The organism is Vibrio sp. A37 (genome assembly GCF_059777565.1).
The window spans coordinates 79,439-95,634 of record NZ_JBLNLI010000011.1 but is presented as its reverse complement, the minus strand read 5'-3'; the positions used below and the strand labels follow the sequence as shown (position 1 = coordinate 95,634).

16 protein-coding genes are annotated in these 16,196 nt (G+C 42.6%); 1 reads left to right on the top strand and 15 read right to left on the bottom strand.

What is annotated here, in order from left to right; genetic code table 11:
• Positions 1 to 22: 22 nt before the first annotated feature.
• From rnhB to rpsB, 15 genes are all read right to left on the bottom strand, one after another.
• The gene (gene rnhB / locus ACM2FC_RS17495; protein WP_498482260.1) at positions 23 to 646 is read right to left on the bottom strand and encodes a ribonuclease HII; all 624 of its coding nucleotides are present in this window, start codon (positions 644 to 646) and stop codon (positions 23 to 25) included.
• A gap of 7 nt (positions 647 to 653) precedes the next feature.
• The gene (gene lpxB, locus ACM2FC_RS17490) at positions 654 to 1,793 is read right to left on the bottom strand and encodes a lipid-A-disaccharide synthase (protein ID WP_498482259.1); all 1,140 of its coding nucleotides are present in this window, start codon (positions 1,791 to 1,793) and stop codon (positions 654 to 656) included.
• A gap of 90 nt (positions 1,794 to 1,883) precedes the next feature.
• Entirely contained in the window at positions 1,884 to 2,672 is a 789-nt protein-coding gene (gene lpxA, locus ACM2FC_RS17485; protein WP_498482258.1) for an acyl-ACP--UDP-N-acetylglucosamine O-acyltransferase, read from the bottom strand.
• A gap of 1 nt (position 2,673) precedes the next feature.
• On the bottom strand, positions 2,674 to 3,126 hold the full coding sequence (fabZ, locus tag ACM2FC_RS17480; RefSeq protein WP_498482257.1) for a 3-hydroxyacyl-ACP dehydratase FabZ: 453 nt from the start codon (positions 3,124 to 3,126) through the stop codon (positions 2,674 to 2,676).
• Positions 3,127 to 3,298: 172 nt separating this feature from the next.
• On the bottom strand, positions 3,299 to 4,330 hold the full coding sequence (lpxD, locus tag ACM2FC_RS17475) for a UDP-3-O-(3-hydroxymyristoyl)glucosamine N-acyltransferase (RefSeq protein ID WP_498482256.1): 1,032 nt from the start codon (positions 4,328 to 4,330) through the stop codon (positions 3,299 to 3,301).
• 8 nt (positions 4,331 to 4,338) lie between these two features.
• Positions 4,339 to 4,848 (bottom strand): OmpH family outer membrane protein, encoded by a 510-nt coding sequence (locus ACM2FC_RS17470; protein WP_498482255.1) that lies wholly within the window; start codon positions 4,846 to 4,848, stop codon positions 4,339 to 4,341.
• Positions 4,849 to 4,863: 15 nt separating this feature from the next.
• Positions 4,864 to 7,308, bottom strand: coding sequence for an outer membrane protein assembly factor BamA (gene bamA / locus ACM2FC_RS17465; protein ID WP_498482254.1), 2,445 nt, complete (start codon positions 7,306 to 7,308; stop codon positions 4,864 to 4,866).
• Between the two features lie 32 nt (positions 7,309 to 7,340).
• Entirely contained in the window at positions 7,341 to 8,699 is a 1,359-nt protein-coding gene (gene rseP, locus ACM2FC_RS17460) for a sigma E protease regulator RseP (protein ID WP_498482253.1), read from the bottom strand.
• A 5-nt stretch (positions 8,700 to 8,704) separates the two neighbouring features.
• Complete coding sequence (gene ispC / locus ACM2FC_RS17455) at positions 8,705 to 9,904, bottom strand: 1-deoxy-D-xylulose-5-phosphate reductoisomerase (protein WP_498482252.1); 1,200 nt, start codon at positions 9,902 to 9,904, stop codon at positions 8,705 to 8,707.
• A gap of 47 nt (positions 9,905 to 9,951) precedes the next feature.
• Positions 9,952 to 10,794: a phosphatidate cytidylyltransferase gene (locus ACM2FC_RS17450; protein ID WP_498482251.1), complete on the bottom strand. Its 843-nt coding sequence runs from the start codon at positions 10,792 to 10,794 to the stop codon at positions 9,952 to 9,954.
• A gap of 18 nt (positions 10,795 to 10,812) precedes the next feature.
• Positions 10,813 to 11,565, bottom strand: coding sequence for an undecaprenyl pyrophosphate synthase (uppS, locus tag ACM2FC_RS17445; protein WP_498482250.1), 753 nt, complete (start codon positions 11,563 to 11,565; stop codon positions 10,813 to 10,815).
• A gap of 102 nt (positions 11,566 to 11,667) precedes the next feature.
• A complete protein-coding gene (frr, locus tag ACM2FC_RS17440) occupies positions 11,668 to 12,225 on the bottom strand; it encodes a ribosome recycling factor (RefSeq protein WP_498482249.1) in 558 nt (185 codons plus the stop codon).
• A 78-nt stretch (positions 12,226 to 12,303) separates the two neighbouring features.
• Positions 12,304 to 13,038: a UMP kinase gene (gene pyrH, locus ACM2FC_RS17435; RefSeq protein WP_498482248.1), complete on the bottom strand. Its 735-nt coding sequence runs from the start codon at positions 13,036 to 13,038 to the stop codon at positions 12,304 to 12,306.
• A 193-nt stretch (positions 13,039 to 13,231) separates the two neighbouring features.
• Positions 13,232 to 14,074 (bottom strand): translation elongation factor Ts, encoded by an 843-nt coding sequence (gene tsf, locus ACM2FC_RS17430; RefSeq protein WP_498482247.1) that lies wholly within the window; start codon positions 14,072 to 14,074, stop codon positions 13,232 to 13,234.
• A gap of 127 nt (positions 14,075 to 14,201) precedes the next feature.
• A complete protein-coding gene (gene rpsB / locus ACM2FC_RS17425) occupies positions 14,202 to 14,933 on the bottom strand; it encodes a 30S ribosomal protein S2 (RefSeq protein ID WP_250612909.1) in 732 nt (243 codons plus the stop codon).
• A gap of 302 nt (positions 14,934 to 15,235) precedes the next feature.
• On the opposite strand from rpsB, the gene map reads away from it, so the two are divergent.
• Entirely contained in the window at positions 15,236 to 16,105 is an 870-nt protein-coding gene (map, locus tag ACM2FC_RS17420; RefSeq protein WP_498482333.1) for a type I methionyl aminopeptidase, read from the top strand.
• The last annotated feature ends 91 nt before the right edge of the window (positions 16,106 to 16,196 follow it).

Here is a 16,196-nt window from a genome sequence, read left to right as displayed (position 1 = left end):
CTGAAGGCTTCACTTGATAACATTAAATTGAATCTAGAACTCGCTGAACGGGTTTAAAGCTTTTTCGATGTTGCTCTATTACACCATGCTCCTCAATAGCAGCTAGGTGCGCTTTAGTTGGATAACCTTTATGGCTGGCAAAACCAAATTCTGGGTGCTGCTTATCCAACTCCATCATTTCTTGATCGCGTACAACCTTAGCAAGAATAGACGCTGCACTGATCTCCGCGACCCGCAAATCACCTTTTACTACAGCTTGTGCAGCCATTGTGAGCTGGGGCACTCTGTTGCCATCTATCAAACAATACTCTGGCTGAACCGATAGACCTTCAACAGCCCTTTGCATCGCAACCATAGTTGCTTGCAAAATATTAAGCTCATCGATTTCAGTTGGTGAACATCGACCAATTGCCCAAGCGAGTGCTTTTTCTTTGATTTCAGGAAACAGGGTAAGGCGTTTTTTTTCTGAAAGCTTCTTTGAGTCCGTTAGCCCTTCAATTGGATGAGCTGGATCGAGAATAACAGCAGCAGTGACGACATCACCAACGAGAGGGCCACGGCCCACTTCGTCAATACCTGCTATCAACTTTACGCCACTTGGGTATTCAAATGGAGGGAAGTCTTGAATGACTGCTTTTTTTGCCATAATTTATTTATCGATTAGTTAAGCTTAATATCGCGTTTGCTGCTTGCTGATCGGCACCTTTTCGAATCCAATGATGCATTTCAGTAAACTTCACTATCATTTCTTTATTGTCCGAGCCAAAGAGGCGAAGCACTTCGCTACTCAAGTTTTCAGGTGTACACTCTTCAAGTAAGAACTCTTTGACCAACTCTTGATCGGCAAGAATATTTGGCAGTGATACATATTTTGTTTTTACCAGCCGTTTGGCGATAAATGCGGTAATTGCGTTAACTCGATAGCCTACCACCATTGGCCTTTTCAGTAACATACACTCAAGAGCAACAGTACCTGAAGCCAGCATGACAACATCAGCAGCCGCGATCACATTGTGTGCGGTATCGTCTACAAGGTGAAAATCGAGCTCAGGAGCAAACTCTTTCCATGCAGCTTCAAACTGCTCTCTTCGCTTCGAATTGACTAACGCGACAATAAAACCGAGCTCAGGATCGTTCCTATGAATCGTTTTACATGCTTGTATAAAGGGCTCGCTAAGCATCTTCAGCTCGCTACCTCGGCTTCCCGGTAATACGGCTAGCCACTTTTTATCTTGGTCAATACCGAGCTTCTCTCGCGCTTGCAGCTTGTCGGTTTGCAAAGGAATTGTATCAGCGAGTGTATGGCCAACAAATTCGCAAGGCACATTAAATTTATCATAAAAAGCTTTTTCAAACGGTAGAAAGGCTAAAACCAAATTAGTTGCCGCTTCAATAGAAAAAATTCTTTTCTGACGCCAAGCCCAAACTGAAGGACTGACATAATGAACCGTCTTTATTCCGGCATCTTTGAGGTTTCGTTCTAAACGTAGATTAAAGTCAGGGGCATCAATTCCAATAAAAACATCGGGGGGGCTTTCAGTAAAATATTTGACTAGCTGCTTTTTAACTTTAAGTAACCGCGGTAATCGGCCAAGTACTTCAACTAAGCCCATCACTGCGAGCTCTTCCATATTAAATAGCGATTGACACCCCAATGCCATCATTTTCGGACCACCAATTCCGACGAATTCAGCATCTGGATGCTGCTGTCGGATGGCTTTGATCAACCCCTCTCCCAGAGTATCTCCAGACAATTCGCCGACTACGATACCGATTGTTATTGGTTTGTTCATGGGTTTCCCATAGAGTCCGTTTAGCTATCCCAAGAAATTAAAAAAGATCGCGACCGAAGTGGCGATCTTTTTATTTTGATTCGTCACAGATTAGCGGATGATACCACGTTCACTGTTTTCAACAATATCGATAATACGCTGAATTGAGGGCCAATCTTGCGCCATCTTTTTTAATAGGGGCATAGAGACTTCAAGAGTGTTGCCAGAGCGGTAAAGTTCTTTGTATGCTTTTTGTAAAGCACGCAACTCTGGTTTTTCAAAGCCGTTACGTTTAAGTCCAACTAAATTCAAACCAAAAGGAGAAGCGTGATTTCCTTGAGCCAGTACATAGGCTGGTATGTCTTGAACTACTGCTGAACAGCCACCAACATAAGCGTAAGCACCGACATGACAAAACGGATGAATTGCCGATAAAGCCATCACACCAGCATAATCATCAACCGTTACGTGACCACCCAAAATAGAATTGTTACCTATATGGGTATGGTTACCAATGATGACATCGTGAGCAATGTGTGCGTTAACACATAACAAGTTATCATCACCGATTACTGTTTGGTGCTTATCCTGAATGGTACCTCGGTGAATCTGAGCACTCTCTCGGATAACATTGCGATCACCAATGATTACCTTGGTATCTTCACCACCATATTTCTTATCTTGGTTTTCTTCACCAATAACCGCTTGTGGAAAAATACGATTGTCTTTACCAATAGTCGTATGGCCTTTGATGACCACATGCGACATAATTTCTGTACCCTCACCGATCTCAACATTTTCGGTGATATAGGTAAATGGACCAACGACAACATTCGCCCCAATCTTTGCACCATCTTCTACGACAGCACTAGGGTGAATTTTTGCACTCTCATGAATCATATTAGAACTCTCTACGAGCGCATTTCAGCTCTGCAGAACATACAACTTCGCCGTCTACTTTTGCTGTTCCGTTAAACGCTGCAATGCCTCTGCGTTCTTTTACAAACTCAACTTCTATCACAAGTTGATCGCCAGGCGTGACTGGTTTACGGAATTTTGCGCCATCAACACTTGCAAAATAGTAAAGCTCATTTTCTGCAGGAGCGCCAAAAGATTTAAATGCAAGTAGTCCTGTTGCTTGTGCCATAGCTTCAAGAATCAGGACTCCAGGGAATACTGGTAGCTTTGGAAAGTGACCGGTGAACTGAGGTTCATTAAATGAAACATTTTTAATAGCGGTAAGATACTTTTCCTCTTGGAAATCAATAACGCGATCTATCATTAAAAAAGGATATCTATGAGGTAAAAGTTCTTGTATCTCCGTGATATCCATCGTTTTATTTTCAGTAGTCAAAGTCATTTTCCTATGCAAAATATTTCGTTTATTTTTCAATAGCGCGCATTATATACCCAAACAACAAGAAGATGCGAGTGTCGCTGAAACGATCAAAGCGTCAATGCGAGACAGGGCCTGAGTTTAAAAGAAAAAGGCCCGCATTTTGCGAGCCGTCCTATAATGTGCTCTGTTAAGAGTCAGATTTATTTTCAAGCTGCTTTTCAACAGCTTTTAGGCGCTTGTTCATTTCGTCGATCCGGTGAACACGAGTCGCTGTTTTACGCCATTCTTTATTCGTCTGCAACGGGATACCAGAAGAGTATATACCTTTTTCAGTGATGCTACGCATCACCATACCCATACCGGTAATAGTGACACCGTCTACAATCTCTATATGGCCATTGAGTACAGAAGCTCCGCCAATAACACAATATTTGCCAATCGTTGTACTACCCGCGATTATTGTGCCGCCAGCCATCGCCGTACCATAGCCAATATGCACATTGTGGGCAATTTGCATTTGGTTATCGAGAATCACATTATCTTCGATAATTGTATCTTCTAGTGCACCCCGATCTATCGTTGTGCAAGATCCAATTTCGACTCGGTTACCGATAATAACAGAGCCAAGCTGAGGAATTTTAATCCATTCGCCTTTTTCATTAGCATAGCCAAACCCATCGGAGCCAATCACCGCATTCGATTGAATGAGGCAATCTTGACCAATTTGTACATTGTGATAGATGGTTACATTGGCCCAAAGCTTAGTATTTGCTTCAATTTTTGCATTCTTGCCGATAAAACAACCAGCGCCGATCACCACGTTATCACCGAGACTGACACCGGACTCCACGACAGCATTTGCACCAATAGAAATACCTTCACCCATTTCTACGGAATCATCAATCACAGCTGAAGGAGCAATGTCTGTCGCAGGAGAAGGTGTTGTATCTAGCGCTTGGGCAACTTTGGCAAAAGCAACATAAGGGTCGTCGACAACCACTACATTTGTGTTGCACAGTTCTCTTTGTGCTTCCTTTACCATGACTACGCTAGCTTTACAGTCCGGCAGATGCTTGGCGTATTTCGCCGAAGAGAGAAAAGTCACATGACCATCTCCCGCTTTGTCCATTGGAGCAACCATGGTAACGGTGACATTCTCGTCACCGTAAAGTTTACCACCAGTAATATTGACCAATTGATTAAGTGTCAGTTGTTGCATATTTGTGATTACTTAAGTGCCTTGATAACTTGTTGAGTAATATCATATTTAGGGCTAGCGTAGCGTAGCGCTTGAATATCAACAACCATATCGTAGCCATCTTTCTTCGCCACTTTTTCAACTGCAGACTGAATGGTCGTTAGAAGCTTTTGTCTTTCTTCCGCTTCTTTACGTTGAGATTCCTGCTCGAGTGCTTGACCTTTAATCTTATAAGTAGATTCTAGTTGACTAATTTCAATTCGAAGCTTTTCAACGTCTGATTGGCTCATAATAGAACCATCACGCTGAAGTTTTTTAATCTTCTCTTGAGCTTGAGCTTTAATGCTTTGTAGCTCAGCAGCCTTGTCTTTGAACTCTTGCTGCATTTGCTTCGCAATCACCTCTCGTTGAGGTAGCGCTTGGAAAACTTGCGCAGTATTCACATACGCAATTTTTTGAGCAGCTTGGGCAGCATTAGCAAAAAATGAAGAAGTCAGTAAAAGTAGGCTAATGCCAGCGGCTTTAAGTAATTTTTTCAAAATTATTTCCTTTGGTTAGAAGGTTCTACCGATTGTGAAAGTGAAGAACTCTTCGTCATCACCTTCATATTTTTTCAGAGGTTTTGCAACAGCAAAGACTAATGGCCCCATTGGAGACATCCACTGTAGCGCTACCCCTGTTGAAGCCCGATAATTCCATGGACTTGAATAATCGTAGTAATACTGATTTCCATATACTACCTGCGACGGATCGTAACTAAACTCTGTGTCCCACACACTCGCCATATCGACAAAGACACTGGTGCGTATTTGACTTTGAGCTTCATCAGATGCGAATGGGGTTGGTACAATGAGTTCCATACTGGCTAGCCATGTCGCGTTACCACCTGTAGAGTCACTTGTCACATAGTAGTCTCCATTATTTGAGGTCGAATAGTCTGCATAAACCGCTTTCGGACCTGCAGTGTTAGAGCTAAATCCACGTAGTGTAGAGAAACCACCTGCATAGAAGTTTTCATAGAATGGATACAAATTATCGTTGCCATTCGTCTTACCATACCCGTTCCCGTACCCTAAACGTCCGCGCATCAACAGAGTGAAGTCATGTGTTCTCGTTAATGGTACGTATTGGCGCACATCATACTGCATTTTAAAGTATTGAGCACCCGATCCTGGAACGGTAATTTTATACGACGCACTTTGATAGTTACCCGCAGTAGGGAAATAAGACTTATCCAGTGCATTTCTTGTCCAAGTGAAGTTCACATCATAGTCGTTGGTAATAAGATTACTATTACCGTATTGGTCGATACTCTTAGCAAACTGCTCTGCCTGAACATAGGTCGGAACATTACCAATGTCATTGTGAGTATAGCCAACCCCAAGCCCCAGTCTATTCAATTCGTCGACTGGAAAACCCCAAGTTAAGCTAGAACCATAGCTGTTGTTGGTATAGTCAACGATACCAGCATTGGAAGCCTCAAATTCGTTGTAGAAAACCTTACCACCTAGACTTACACCATCAAGGTTCCAATATGGATCGGTATAGCTTAACGTCACGTTCTTTGAATAGTCATTGGTCATCGCGTTAATGCCAACTTTATTCCCTGTACCTAGAAAGTTGTCTTGTTGCACACCTGCTTGGAAACTGACGCCAGATTCCGTACCATAACCAACACCGAAGTTTACACTGCCTGAGTTCGCTTCTTGTACATCGTAAACAACGTCCACCTTATCTGTACTGCCAGGCACACGTTCAGTTTTAACATTAACCGTTTTAAAGAAACCAGTACGATTTAGCCTTGTTTTACCTGTTTCGACATCTTTAGAATTCAGCCAGCTACTTTCCATTTGACGCATTTCACGCCTTAGTACTTCATCTTTTGTCGCTGTGTTACCCGTAAAGCGTATATCTTGAACATACATTCGTTTGCCAGGGTCTACGCTCACAATCAGTGTCACTTGATGATTTTTCTCATCAAACTGAGGGATCGTCTGGACTTTCGGATAAGCGTAGCCTGATTGGCCTAGCTCTTTCTTTATCGTATTTTCGAATCGGGTGACTAAAGAGCCGTTGTAAGTTTCTCCAGACTTAAATGGAATCGCCGCTTCAAATTTACTTTTATCTCCAGCAAGGTTACCTCTAAGCTCAACCTTGTTAACGGTCCAAGGTTTGCCCTCATGTAATACCAAAGTAATATAAACACCTTTTTTATCGGGTGAGATAGACACCTCAGTCGAAACGATTTGAAACTTCAAATAGCCTCTATCTAGATAGAAAGACTTTAAAGACTCCAGATCGCTGGCTAGTACTTGCTTTTGATATTTGTCGCTTGATAAGAAATTCCACCAAGAAACATCTGCTTTAAGATTAAAGTGCTCGAGCAGAGTCTTATCTGAGAAGACTTTATTGCCGATTAAATTAATTTGTTCAATTTGCGCGGAAGGGCCTTCAGTAAAGACGAACTTTAGATCAGCACGGTTACGTGGAAGAGGCGTTACAACCGCTTTAACTGTTGCGTTGTATTTACCAACACTGTAATAAAAATCCTCTAAACCTTTTTCAATATTGGATAGTGTCGTGCGATCCAAAGCATCACCAACACTGATTCCAGACGCACTCAGATTTTTCTTGAGCTGCTCGTCTTTGATGGTTTTATTGCCAGAAAAGGAAATACTAGCAATGGTTGGTCGCTCTTGTACCTTGATAACGAGGACATTATTGTCACGATAAACTTGTACATCTTCATAATTACCTGATGCATACATAGAACGGATGATATCGGCAATATCTTGACTATCAACCTTGTCACCAACACGAACAGGGATTTCTAAAAGTGCTGCACCAAGCGTAACACGCTGCAAACCTTCTATTTTGATGTCTTTAACGACGAAATTTTCTATATTAGTCGGAGCATGAGAGCTCGTTACACTATCAGCGGCATTTGCACATACACTCGTTGCTAACAACGTTGCAAACAATATCTTTTTCATTGCCATCTTGGTTTTTGTTATTCCTTGATACAACTGCTCTATAGGCGTGTAAAATCGTTAAAAATTGCTAATGCCATTAAAGAGAAAATAATCGCACCGCCCACTCTGTACCCCACTTCTTGGACCTTTTCAGGTACAGGGCGACGTATAACAGCTTCAATTGCAAAAAACAGTAAATGTCCTCCATCAAGCATTGGTAGAGGAACCAGATTAATGATACCCAAGTTGACGCTTATGAGTGCCAGAAACCCTAAAAAGTAAACCAGTCCGTGTTCTGCGGTTGTTCCCGCTCCTTGTGCGATTGATATCGGTCCACTTAAATTATTCAGGCCAATATCACCGACAATCAATTTTTTCAGTACGCTAATGGTCAGTCCTATAACTTGACCTGCCTTATCAACTGCCTTACCAATAGAGTCAATAACCCCAAATTTTAAATCTATTTTATAGTCTTCTGGCCAAGGTTCTGCAGATGGCACAATACCAGCGAATCCGATCACCTTGCCATCTGACAACTCCTTTTGGCCTGGAGTCATGCTGATATTAATCATCTGGCCTTGTCTATCAACTGTGAATTTAACCAGTCGATTAGGGCTAGCTTGGATAGCCTTTACCACCTGCTGCCAGTTTGATATCGGCTGACCGTTTATATCAACTAGGGTATCCCCGGCCTTTAATCCTGCCTTTTCACCAGCCCCACCTTTAATTACGCTAGACAGCGTAAGCAATATCTTGGGTGAATAAGGAGTAATACCAAGCGCTTGCATGGCAGACTCTTTATCTGGGTTAAAGTGCCAGGTTGCCAAATCCAATGTCTTGGTTTCTTGTATTCCAATATCGTTCTTTGGAGACACAGTCATCGTTAAGCTTTTGTCACCAATATGAGAAACCAAACGCATGTTCACTGATTCCCAGTCAGCGGTTTGGACGCCAGATATCTGTTTTAGTTCCATTCCTGGTCGTAAACCAGCTTGAGCCGCAATAGAAGAAGGAGCAATTTGTCCGATAACGGGCTTGACGGTAGGAACACCTATGACAAATACCATCCAATAAAGAACAATAGCTAGCAAAAAGTTAAAGATAGGACCAGCCGCAACAATTGCAGCTCGTTGCCACAACGTTTTATGATCGAATGCGAAAGGCTTTTGCTCTTCAGTAATTTCATCAACTCGACTATCGAGCATCTTGACGTAGCCGCCAAGTGGAATGACGCAGATAGTATATTCAGTGCTATCTTTACCGACTTTCCTCCATAAGGCTTTGCCGAATCCGATGGAAAATTTTTCGACTTTTACACCACAACGTCGGGCAACCCAAAAATGTCCATACTCATGGACGGCAACTAAGATGCCAAGGGCAACGATAAAAGACGCAAAATCCCACAAAAATCCGGTCATTCCATTCACTCACGTAATTGTTCATTCGCATAATTACGAGCTATTCTATCCAGCTCTAGCACGCTTTCCAAGTCAAGTACATCATGACGAGAAACCGATGCATATATTTTCGACAGCACATTTTCAGTCACAACACTGATATCATTGAATTTAAGTCGATTATTCAAGAAGGCTTCAACCGCGATTTCATTTGCAGCGTTCAATGCAGTTGTAGCATGTTGGCCTAAATAACAAGCTTCTATCGCCAACTTTAAGCACGGATAGCGTGCGTACTCTGGTTGCAAGAAAGTAAGTTCACCAATTTCAGCGAAATTAAGTGGTTTAACTCCAGATTCGACTCTCTTTGGGTAAGATAGGCCAAAAGCAATTGGTGTGGCCATATCTGGCTGCCCCATTTGCGCTAACACAGACCCATCTTTATATTGGACCATAGAGTGAATAACCGACTGAGGATGGATTAAAACCTTAAGCTGCTCCTGCTGAGTATTGAATAGCCATTTTGCTTCAATATACTCAAGGCCTTTGTTCATCATCGTCGCAGAATCAACCGAGATTTTAGGCCCCATTGACCAATTAGGATGAGCGATGGCTTGCTCTGGTGTTACATCCACTAAAGTCGCAACGTCTCGATATCGGAACGGGCCTCCTGAGCCTGTCAGTAAAATTTCTTGAATACCATATTCCGCTAGATTGCAACGCCCAAGTTTGGTCTGTATTTGCTGAGGTAAGCATTGAAAAATAGCATTGTGTTCACTATCTATTGGCAGAAGCTCTGCGTTGTATTGCGCGACAGCATCAATAAAGATTTGTCCTGTCATGACCAAGGCTTCTTTATTCGCCAGAAGTACTTTTTTACCAGCTTTAACTGCAGAAAGTGTCGGTAACAAGCCCGCAGCGCCGACTATTGCCGCCATTACCATGTCGACGTCAGTCAACGCGGCAACTTGGCAAGCAGCATCGGAACCACTCATGATTTCTACATCGCAATCTGTATTTTTTAAATGTAGTCTCAGTTGACTTTCAGCCTCAGCTGTTGCCATCACAGCATATTGAGGTCGATAATTTAGGCAAAGTTCGGCCATTCGTTTGGCATTAGTCCCTGCGACTAATGCCACGACCGAATACATGTCTGGATTCTGATCGACAACTTTGAGAGTACTCGTCCCAATAGAACCTGTTGCCCCTAAAATTGTTAACTTATGCATAATGAAGAGTTACCAAAATAACCGTATGAATAAAGTCCAAAGACCGACTAGAGAAGCAGGTAAAGAAGTGCGAATATAGGGAAAGCTGCCGTCAAGCTGTCGATTCTGTCTAGAACACCACCATGCCCAGGAATAATGTTACTGCTATCTTTAACACCAGAAGCTCTCTTAAACATACTCTCAACCAAATCGCCTAATACAGCAAACACGACCGTTAGCAAGATTATCAAGATCATCGCTACAGGGCTTTTAAATTCGACATGGAACCATTTTGCAGATAACCAAGCGACGATAATGGCGGTAATAATTCCCCCAATCAATCCTTCGATTGTCTTGTTCGGGCTCACATGAGGAGCCATTTTATGCTTGCCTATACTTTTTCCTGTGAAATAAGCACCAGTATCAGCAGCCCAAACAATTAAGCAGACAAAAAGAACAATTTTCGCCCCATGAAATGGATTGTTTGACCACTCTTCAGCACGCAATAACAGTACACTCCAAAAGAAAGGTAATAGAGTTAAAATGCCAAATATGTGTCGTGCACAATTGCTATTTTCCCATAGCGAGCGAGATTTTGGGTAGGTAATGGCAAATAAACTTGACCCAACCCACCACAACGCCCCAGCCGATAAGATGACATAATATTCAAGTAAGTGTTGATTAAGGCTCACATAATCAAATGGGACAAAATACAAACTGGCTGCGCTTACCACGATCGCAGGCACAATAGATATCATACGAGAACGACTATTTACGAACTGTGTCCATTCCCAAAAACCAATTAAGATGACGACTGCCATAGCTGTGACAAACCAAGGCAAAGGTAAATCAAAAATTCCCCAAACAACAAGCGGGGCTAAAATAAGCGCTGTGATAATTCTTTGCTTCAAACTCAATGAACCTTGTAATTAATTCTCTATAAGTGCTTTGATCTGCTCACCAGTACAGCCAAACCTTCTTTCGCGGTTTATAAACCAAGTCACAGCTTCAATTAAACTTTCTTCTTTGAAGTCAGGCCAATAGACTGGTGTAAAGTATATTTCAGCGTACGCTATTTGCCAGAGTAGGAAATTACTAATACGACATTCACCACTCGTTCTTATCAATAAATCGACGTCAGGCAAGTCAGACATCATCATCTGCTGAGATAAGACATCTTCATTAATATCCGAAGAACATAGCTCGCCTCGCTCTACTTTCTCGGCGACTTTTTGTGCAGCTTGGGTGATATCCCATTTACCACCATAGTTGGCCGCAATATTTACCACCATTCCAGTGTTACCTGCGGTCTTTTCTTCTGCATTAGAGATCTTTTTCTGTAAACGCTGGCTAAACCGAGAAACATCACCAATAACTTGTAGCTTCAGATTGTTTTTATGTAGTTTAGTGACTTCTGTCGACAGAGCTGTCACAAACAGCTCCATTAGAACCCCAACCTCATCTTCTGGTCGACGCCAGTTTTCACTACTAAATGCAAACAGAGTGATAGCCTTAACACCTAACTTGGCTGCTGTCGAAATGGTTTCTCTTACGGCAACCACACCGTTTTTATGGCCGAATACCCTTGGTTTACCTTGAGCTTTTGCCCAACGTCCATTGCCATCCATAATGATTGCAATATGTTTGGGCACTGCGTCTAAAGAAAGTTGTGAGTTTTGCATATTTAGATAAAGCGCTTATAAAACGAGCATATGAATTGTGTAAAGAAACGCTGCGCTATCTGTCAGCGCAGCGTTATTTGATAGGCGAGTTTAACGAATATATTAAACTTCCATCAACTCTTTTTCTTTTGCAGCAAGAACTTCATCGACTTTCTTTACTGCCGCATCTGTGATTTTCTGAATTTCATCTTGCGCTTTATGATCTTCGTCTTCAGAGATCTCTTTATCTTTTAGAAGAGCCTTAAGTTCATTGTTTGCATCACGACGAATGTTACGAATCGCTACACGGCCACCTTCAGCTTCACCACGAACAATCTTAACTAGGTCCTTACGGCGCTCTTCAGTTAAAGGTGGAAGTGGAACACGAATCACTGTACCCGCAGACATTGGGTTTAAGCCCAAGTCAGATTGCATGATAGCCTTTTCCACTTTAGGTGCTAACTCTTTGTCGAACACAGTAATTGCTAAAGTGCGAGCATCTTCTGCAATAACGTTCGCTACTTGGTTTAGTGGAGTCGCAGCGCCGTAATACTCTACAGAGATACCCGAAAGCAGGCTTGGGTGAGCACGACCTGTACGAACTTTAGCGAGATTATTTTTTAGTGCTTCTACACTTTTTTCCATGCGCTCTTGCGCTTCTAATTTGATTTCGTCAATCACAATTTCACCTTAATAATTTGTGCTCTGTATAAAGAAAATTCTATTGGGCATTGAAAGTCGAGTTATACGAAAAAGCTTTTACTCTTCAACGTCGCTAATTAGAGTACCTTCCGCCTCACCCATCACTACTCGGCGTAATGCTCCAGGTTTATTCATATTAAACACTCGAATAGGCATCTTATGATCGCGAGCTAACGTAAACGCAGCGAGATCCATCACCTTAAGCTCTTTTTCTAATACACTTTGATACGAAAGCTTATCATACAACTCAGCGTCTGGGTTGGCTACCGGATCTGCGGTAAATACACCATCTACTTTAGTCGCCTTCAGTACCACGTCTGCTTCTATCTCAATACCACGCAAACAAGCTGCAGAGTCAGTGGTGAAGAACGGGTTACCGGTACCTGCTGAAAAGATAACAACACGGCCTTGGCGTAGTTGGCTAATTGCATCCGCCCAATTGTAATCATCACAAACCCCATTTAGAGGAATGGCCGACATGACTCGTGCGTTAACATAAGCACGATGCAGTGCGTCACGCATTGCTAAGCCGTTCATAACCGTTGCAAGCATACCCATGTGGTCACCCACAACACGGTTCATACCCGCTTCAGCAAGGCCAGCCCCACGAAACAAGTTGCCACCACCAATTACAACCCCAACTTGAACTCCCAACTCGACCAATTCTTTGACCTCTTGGGCCATTCGGTCAAGTATCGCAGGATCAATACCAAAACCTTCTTCGCCTTGTAGTGCTTCACCACTTAGCTTCAATAGGATACGTTGATATTCTGGTTTAGGGTTCGTTGTCATGGACTTTTCCTTCCAAAAATAAGAGTCGTTGTATAAGTAGCTCTGATATACGTGAACGTATAGCAGTTATGGTTTAACACTTGACTGGTTTCTAACCAATTAAATATTAATTCATCACTGTACACCGCTAAGCCACTCACAAAAAGACCGCAGCCTGGGCTACGGTCTAATTTATAAACACTAAACGCTAAAATTAACCTTTTTGCGCCTGTGCTACTTCTTCAGCAAAGCTCATTTCTTCGCCTTTGTCGATGCCTTCACCAACTTCTAGACGAACGAAAGTAGATACTGATGCGCCACGCTCTTTAAGGATTTCGCCTACAGATTTCTTAGGCTCCATTACGAACGCTTGACCAGTTAGAGAGATTTCACCAGTAAACTTCTTCATACGGCCAACAACCATCTTTTCAGCGATTTCAGCAGGTTTACCTTCATTCATTGCGATTTCAACTTGAACCGCTTTCTCTTTCTCTACAACGTCAGCTGGTACGTCTTCAGGGTTAACGTACTCAGGACGAGAAGCAGCAACGTGCATTGCAACGTGCTTAAGAGTTTCAGCGTCGCCTTCACCAGCAACAACAACACCGATTTTCTCACCGTGACGGTAAGTTGCTAGAGCAGCACCTTCGATGTATTGAACGCGACGAATGTTTACGTTTTCGCCAATTTTAGCAACAAGTGCAATACGCTCATCTTCGAATTTAGCAACGAGCTCTTCAGTAGAAGCTTTAGATGCTAGAGCGTCTGCTGCAACTTTCTCTGCGAATGCAGTGAAGTTAGCATCTTTTGCTACGAAGTCAGTTTGGCAGTTAACTTCTAGAAGAACTGCAACACCATCAGCGTTTTTGATGATGATAGTACCTTCAGCAGCTACGTTACCCGCTTTCTTAGCAGCTTTTGCAGCGCCAGACTTACGCATATTCTCGATTGCTTGTTCGATGTCGCCGTTCGTTTCGTTCAGCGCTTTCTTACAGTCCATCATACCTGCGCCAGTGCGGTCGCGCAGTTCTTTTACTAGAGCAGCAGTTACAGCCATTCTCTATTCCTCAGTTAATTCTGGATATGGTAAAAATCAGGGGCCTAAAAGTGGGCCCCTGATGCTAACTATAACTCGGAAAGTGCTTCCATTTTATGTCACACGCTCCAAGTTAGCAGAGCCGCAATTATTCAGCTTCTTCTACGAAACCGTCTTTTTCTGCAACTTCAGCTACGTCTTTATTACGACCTTCAGATACAGCTTGAGCAGCAGCGTTTAGGTAAAGCTGTACTGCACGGATTGCATCATCGTTACCTGGGATGATGTAATCAACGCCGTCTGGGTTAGAGTTAGTATCAACTACAGCGTAAACTGGGATACCTAGGTTGTTAGCTTCTTTAACAGCGATGTGCTCGTGGTCAGCATCGATTACGAATAGAGCGTCTGGTAGGCCGCCCATGTCTTTGATACCACCAAGAGACTTCTCTAACTTCTCCATTTCGCGAGTACGCATTAGAGCTTCTTTCTTAGTTAGCTTGTCGAAAGTGCCGTCTTGAGCTTGAGACTCTAGATCTTTTAGACGCTTGATAGACTGACGAACAGTTTTGTAGTTCGTTAGCATACCACCCAACCAACGGTTGTTTACGTAAAACTGGTTGCTAGCAATTGCCGCTTCTTTAACAGCTTCAGATGCTGCGCGTTTAGTACCAACGAAAAGAACTTTACCTTTTTTCTCGCCAACTTTAGCAAGCTCATTAAGAGCATCGTTGAACATAGGTACAGTTTTTTCTAGGTTGATGATATGTACACGGTTACGAGCACCAAAGATGAATGGCTTCATTTTTGGGTTCCAGTAACGAGTCTGGTGACCGAAGTGAACACCAGCTTTTAGCATATCGCGCATTGATACAGTTGCCATTTTAAAATCCTCTATGGGGTTAGGCCTCCACATCCCCCATGTGTCCGACTTGTAGGCTTTTGCCTCAAGCACCCCGGAACATGTGTCGGAATGTGTGTGATTTAAAGATAAAATTTAAGTGGATGTAATCTGCCTCGCTTGTTCAGAGAAAACAGAGCATCTATCCGGCGCGCTTTATACCATATTTTGGGTGCAAAAGGCTAGAAAATTCGACCAAAGTTATTTAGAAAAACTAAAACCAACATAAATGTAAGGTTTTATTGTCGTACACTTTCCGCCCCCATCCTGCTAGACTATTGCACATAAACACGAAGAACCTTTTAAGAAAGTCGATGCCAATTAATATAAAAACAGCAGAAGAAATTGAGAAAATGCGCGTTGCTGGCAAGCTCGCCGCAGAAGTGCTTGAGATGATTGAGCCGCACGTCAAAGCAGGCGTAACAACCGAAGAGCTAGATCAAATATGTCATAAGCATATCACGGAAGTGCAAGACTGCATCCCGGCTCCTCTTAATTATCATGGCTTTCCAAAATCTATCTGCACCTCGATTAACCATGTTGTTTGTCATGGTATTCCCGCTACAGAAAACTCAGAAAGAGGCGGCGTAGAAAGGCCTGCTGTTTTAAAAGATGGGGACATTGTCAATATCGACATTACTGTCATTAAAGATGGTTTTCACGGCGACACCTCTAAAATGTTTCTTGTAGGTGATGTTTCTCCAGCGGACAAGCGACTATGCATGGTCGCTCAAGAGAGCCTGTACCTAGCAATCAAAAAAGTAAAACCGGGAATTAAACTTGGCGAAATTGGTTCTTCAATTGAGAAATACATCAAAACCAACAATAAAAACAACCCTCGCTCTAAGTTTTCAATTGTAAAAGATTATTGTGGCCATGGCATAGGTACAGAATTCCATGAGGAGCCACAAGTCGTTCACTACAAAAATAACGACTCGACTACTCTCCGTGAAGGGATGACATTTACTATCGAACCAATGATTAATGCTGGCAAATTTGGCTGTCGTTTAGACGATGAAGATGGCTGGACAGTGTACACGGGGGACGGTAAAAATTCTGCTCAGTGGGAACACACCCTTCTTGTTACCGCAACAGGGTGTGAGATCCTAACTTTACGTGAAGAAGAAAGCATCGCGCGAATACTCCACAACTAGTTTTTACTCTCTACATCATAGATTAAAATGAGTGCCCCGCGATGCGGGGTATTTTTTTTCTATGTCGTTATCTGATAAATTGGGACTAATC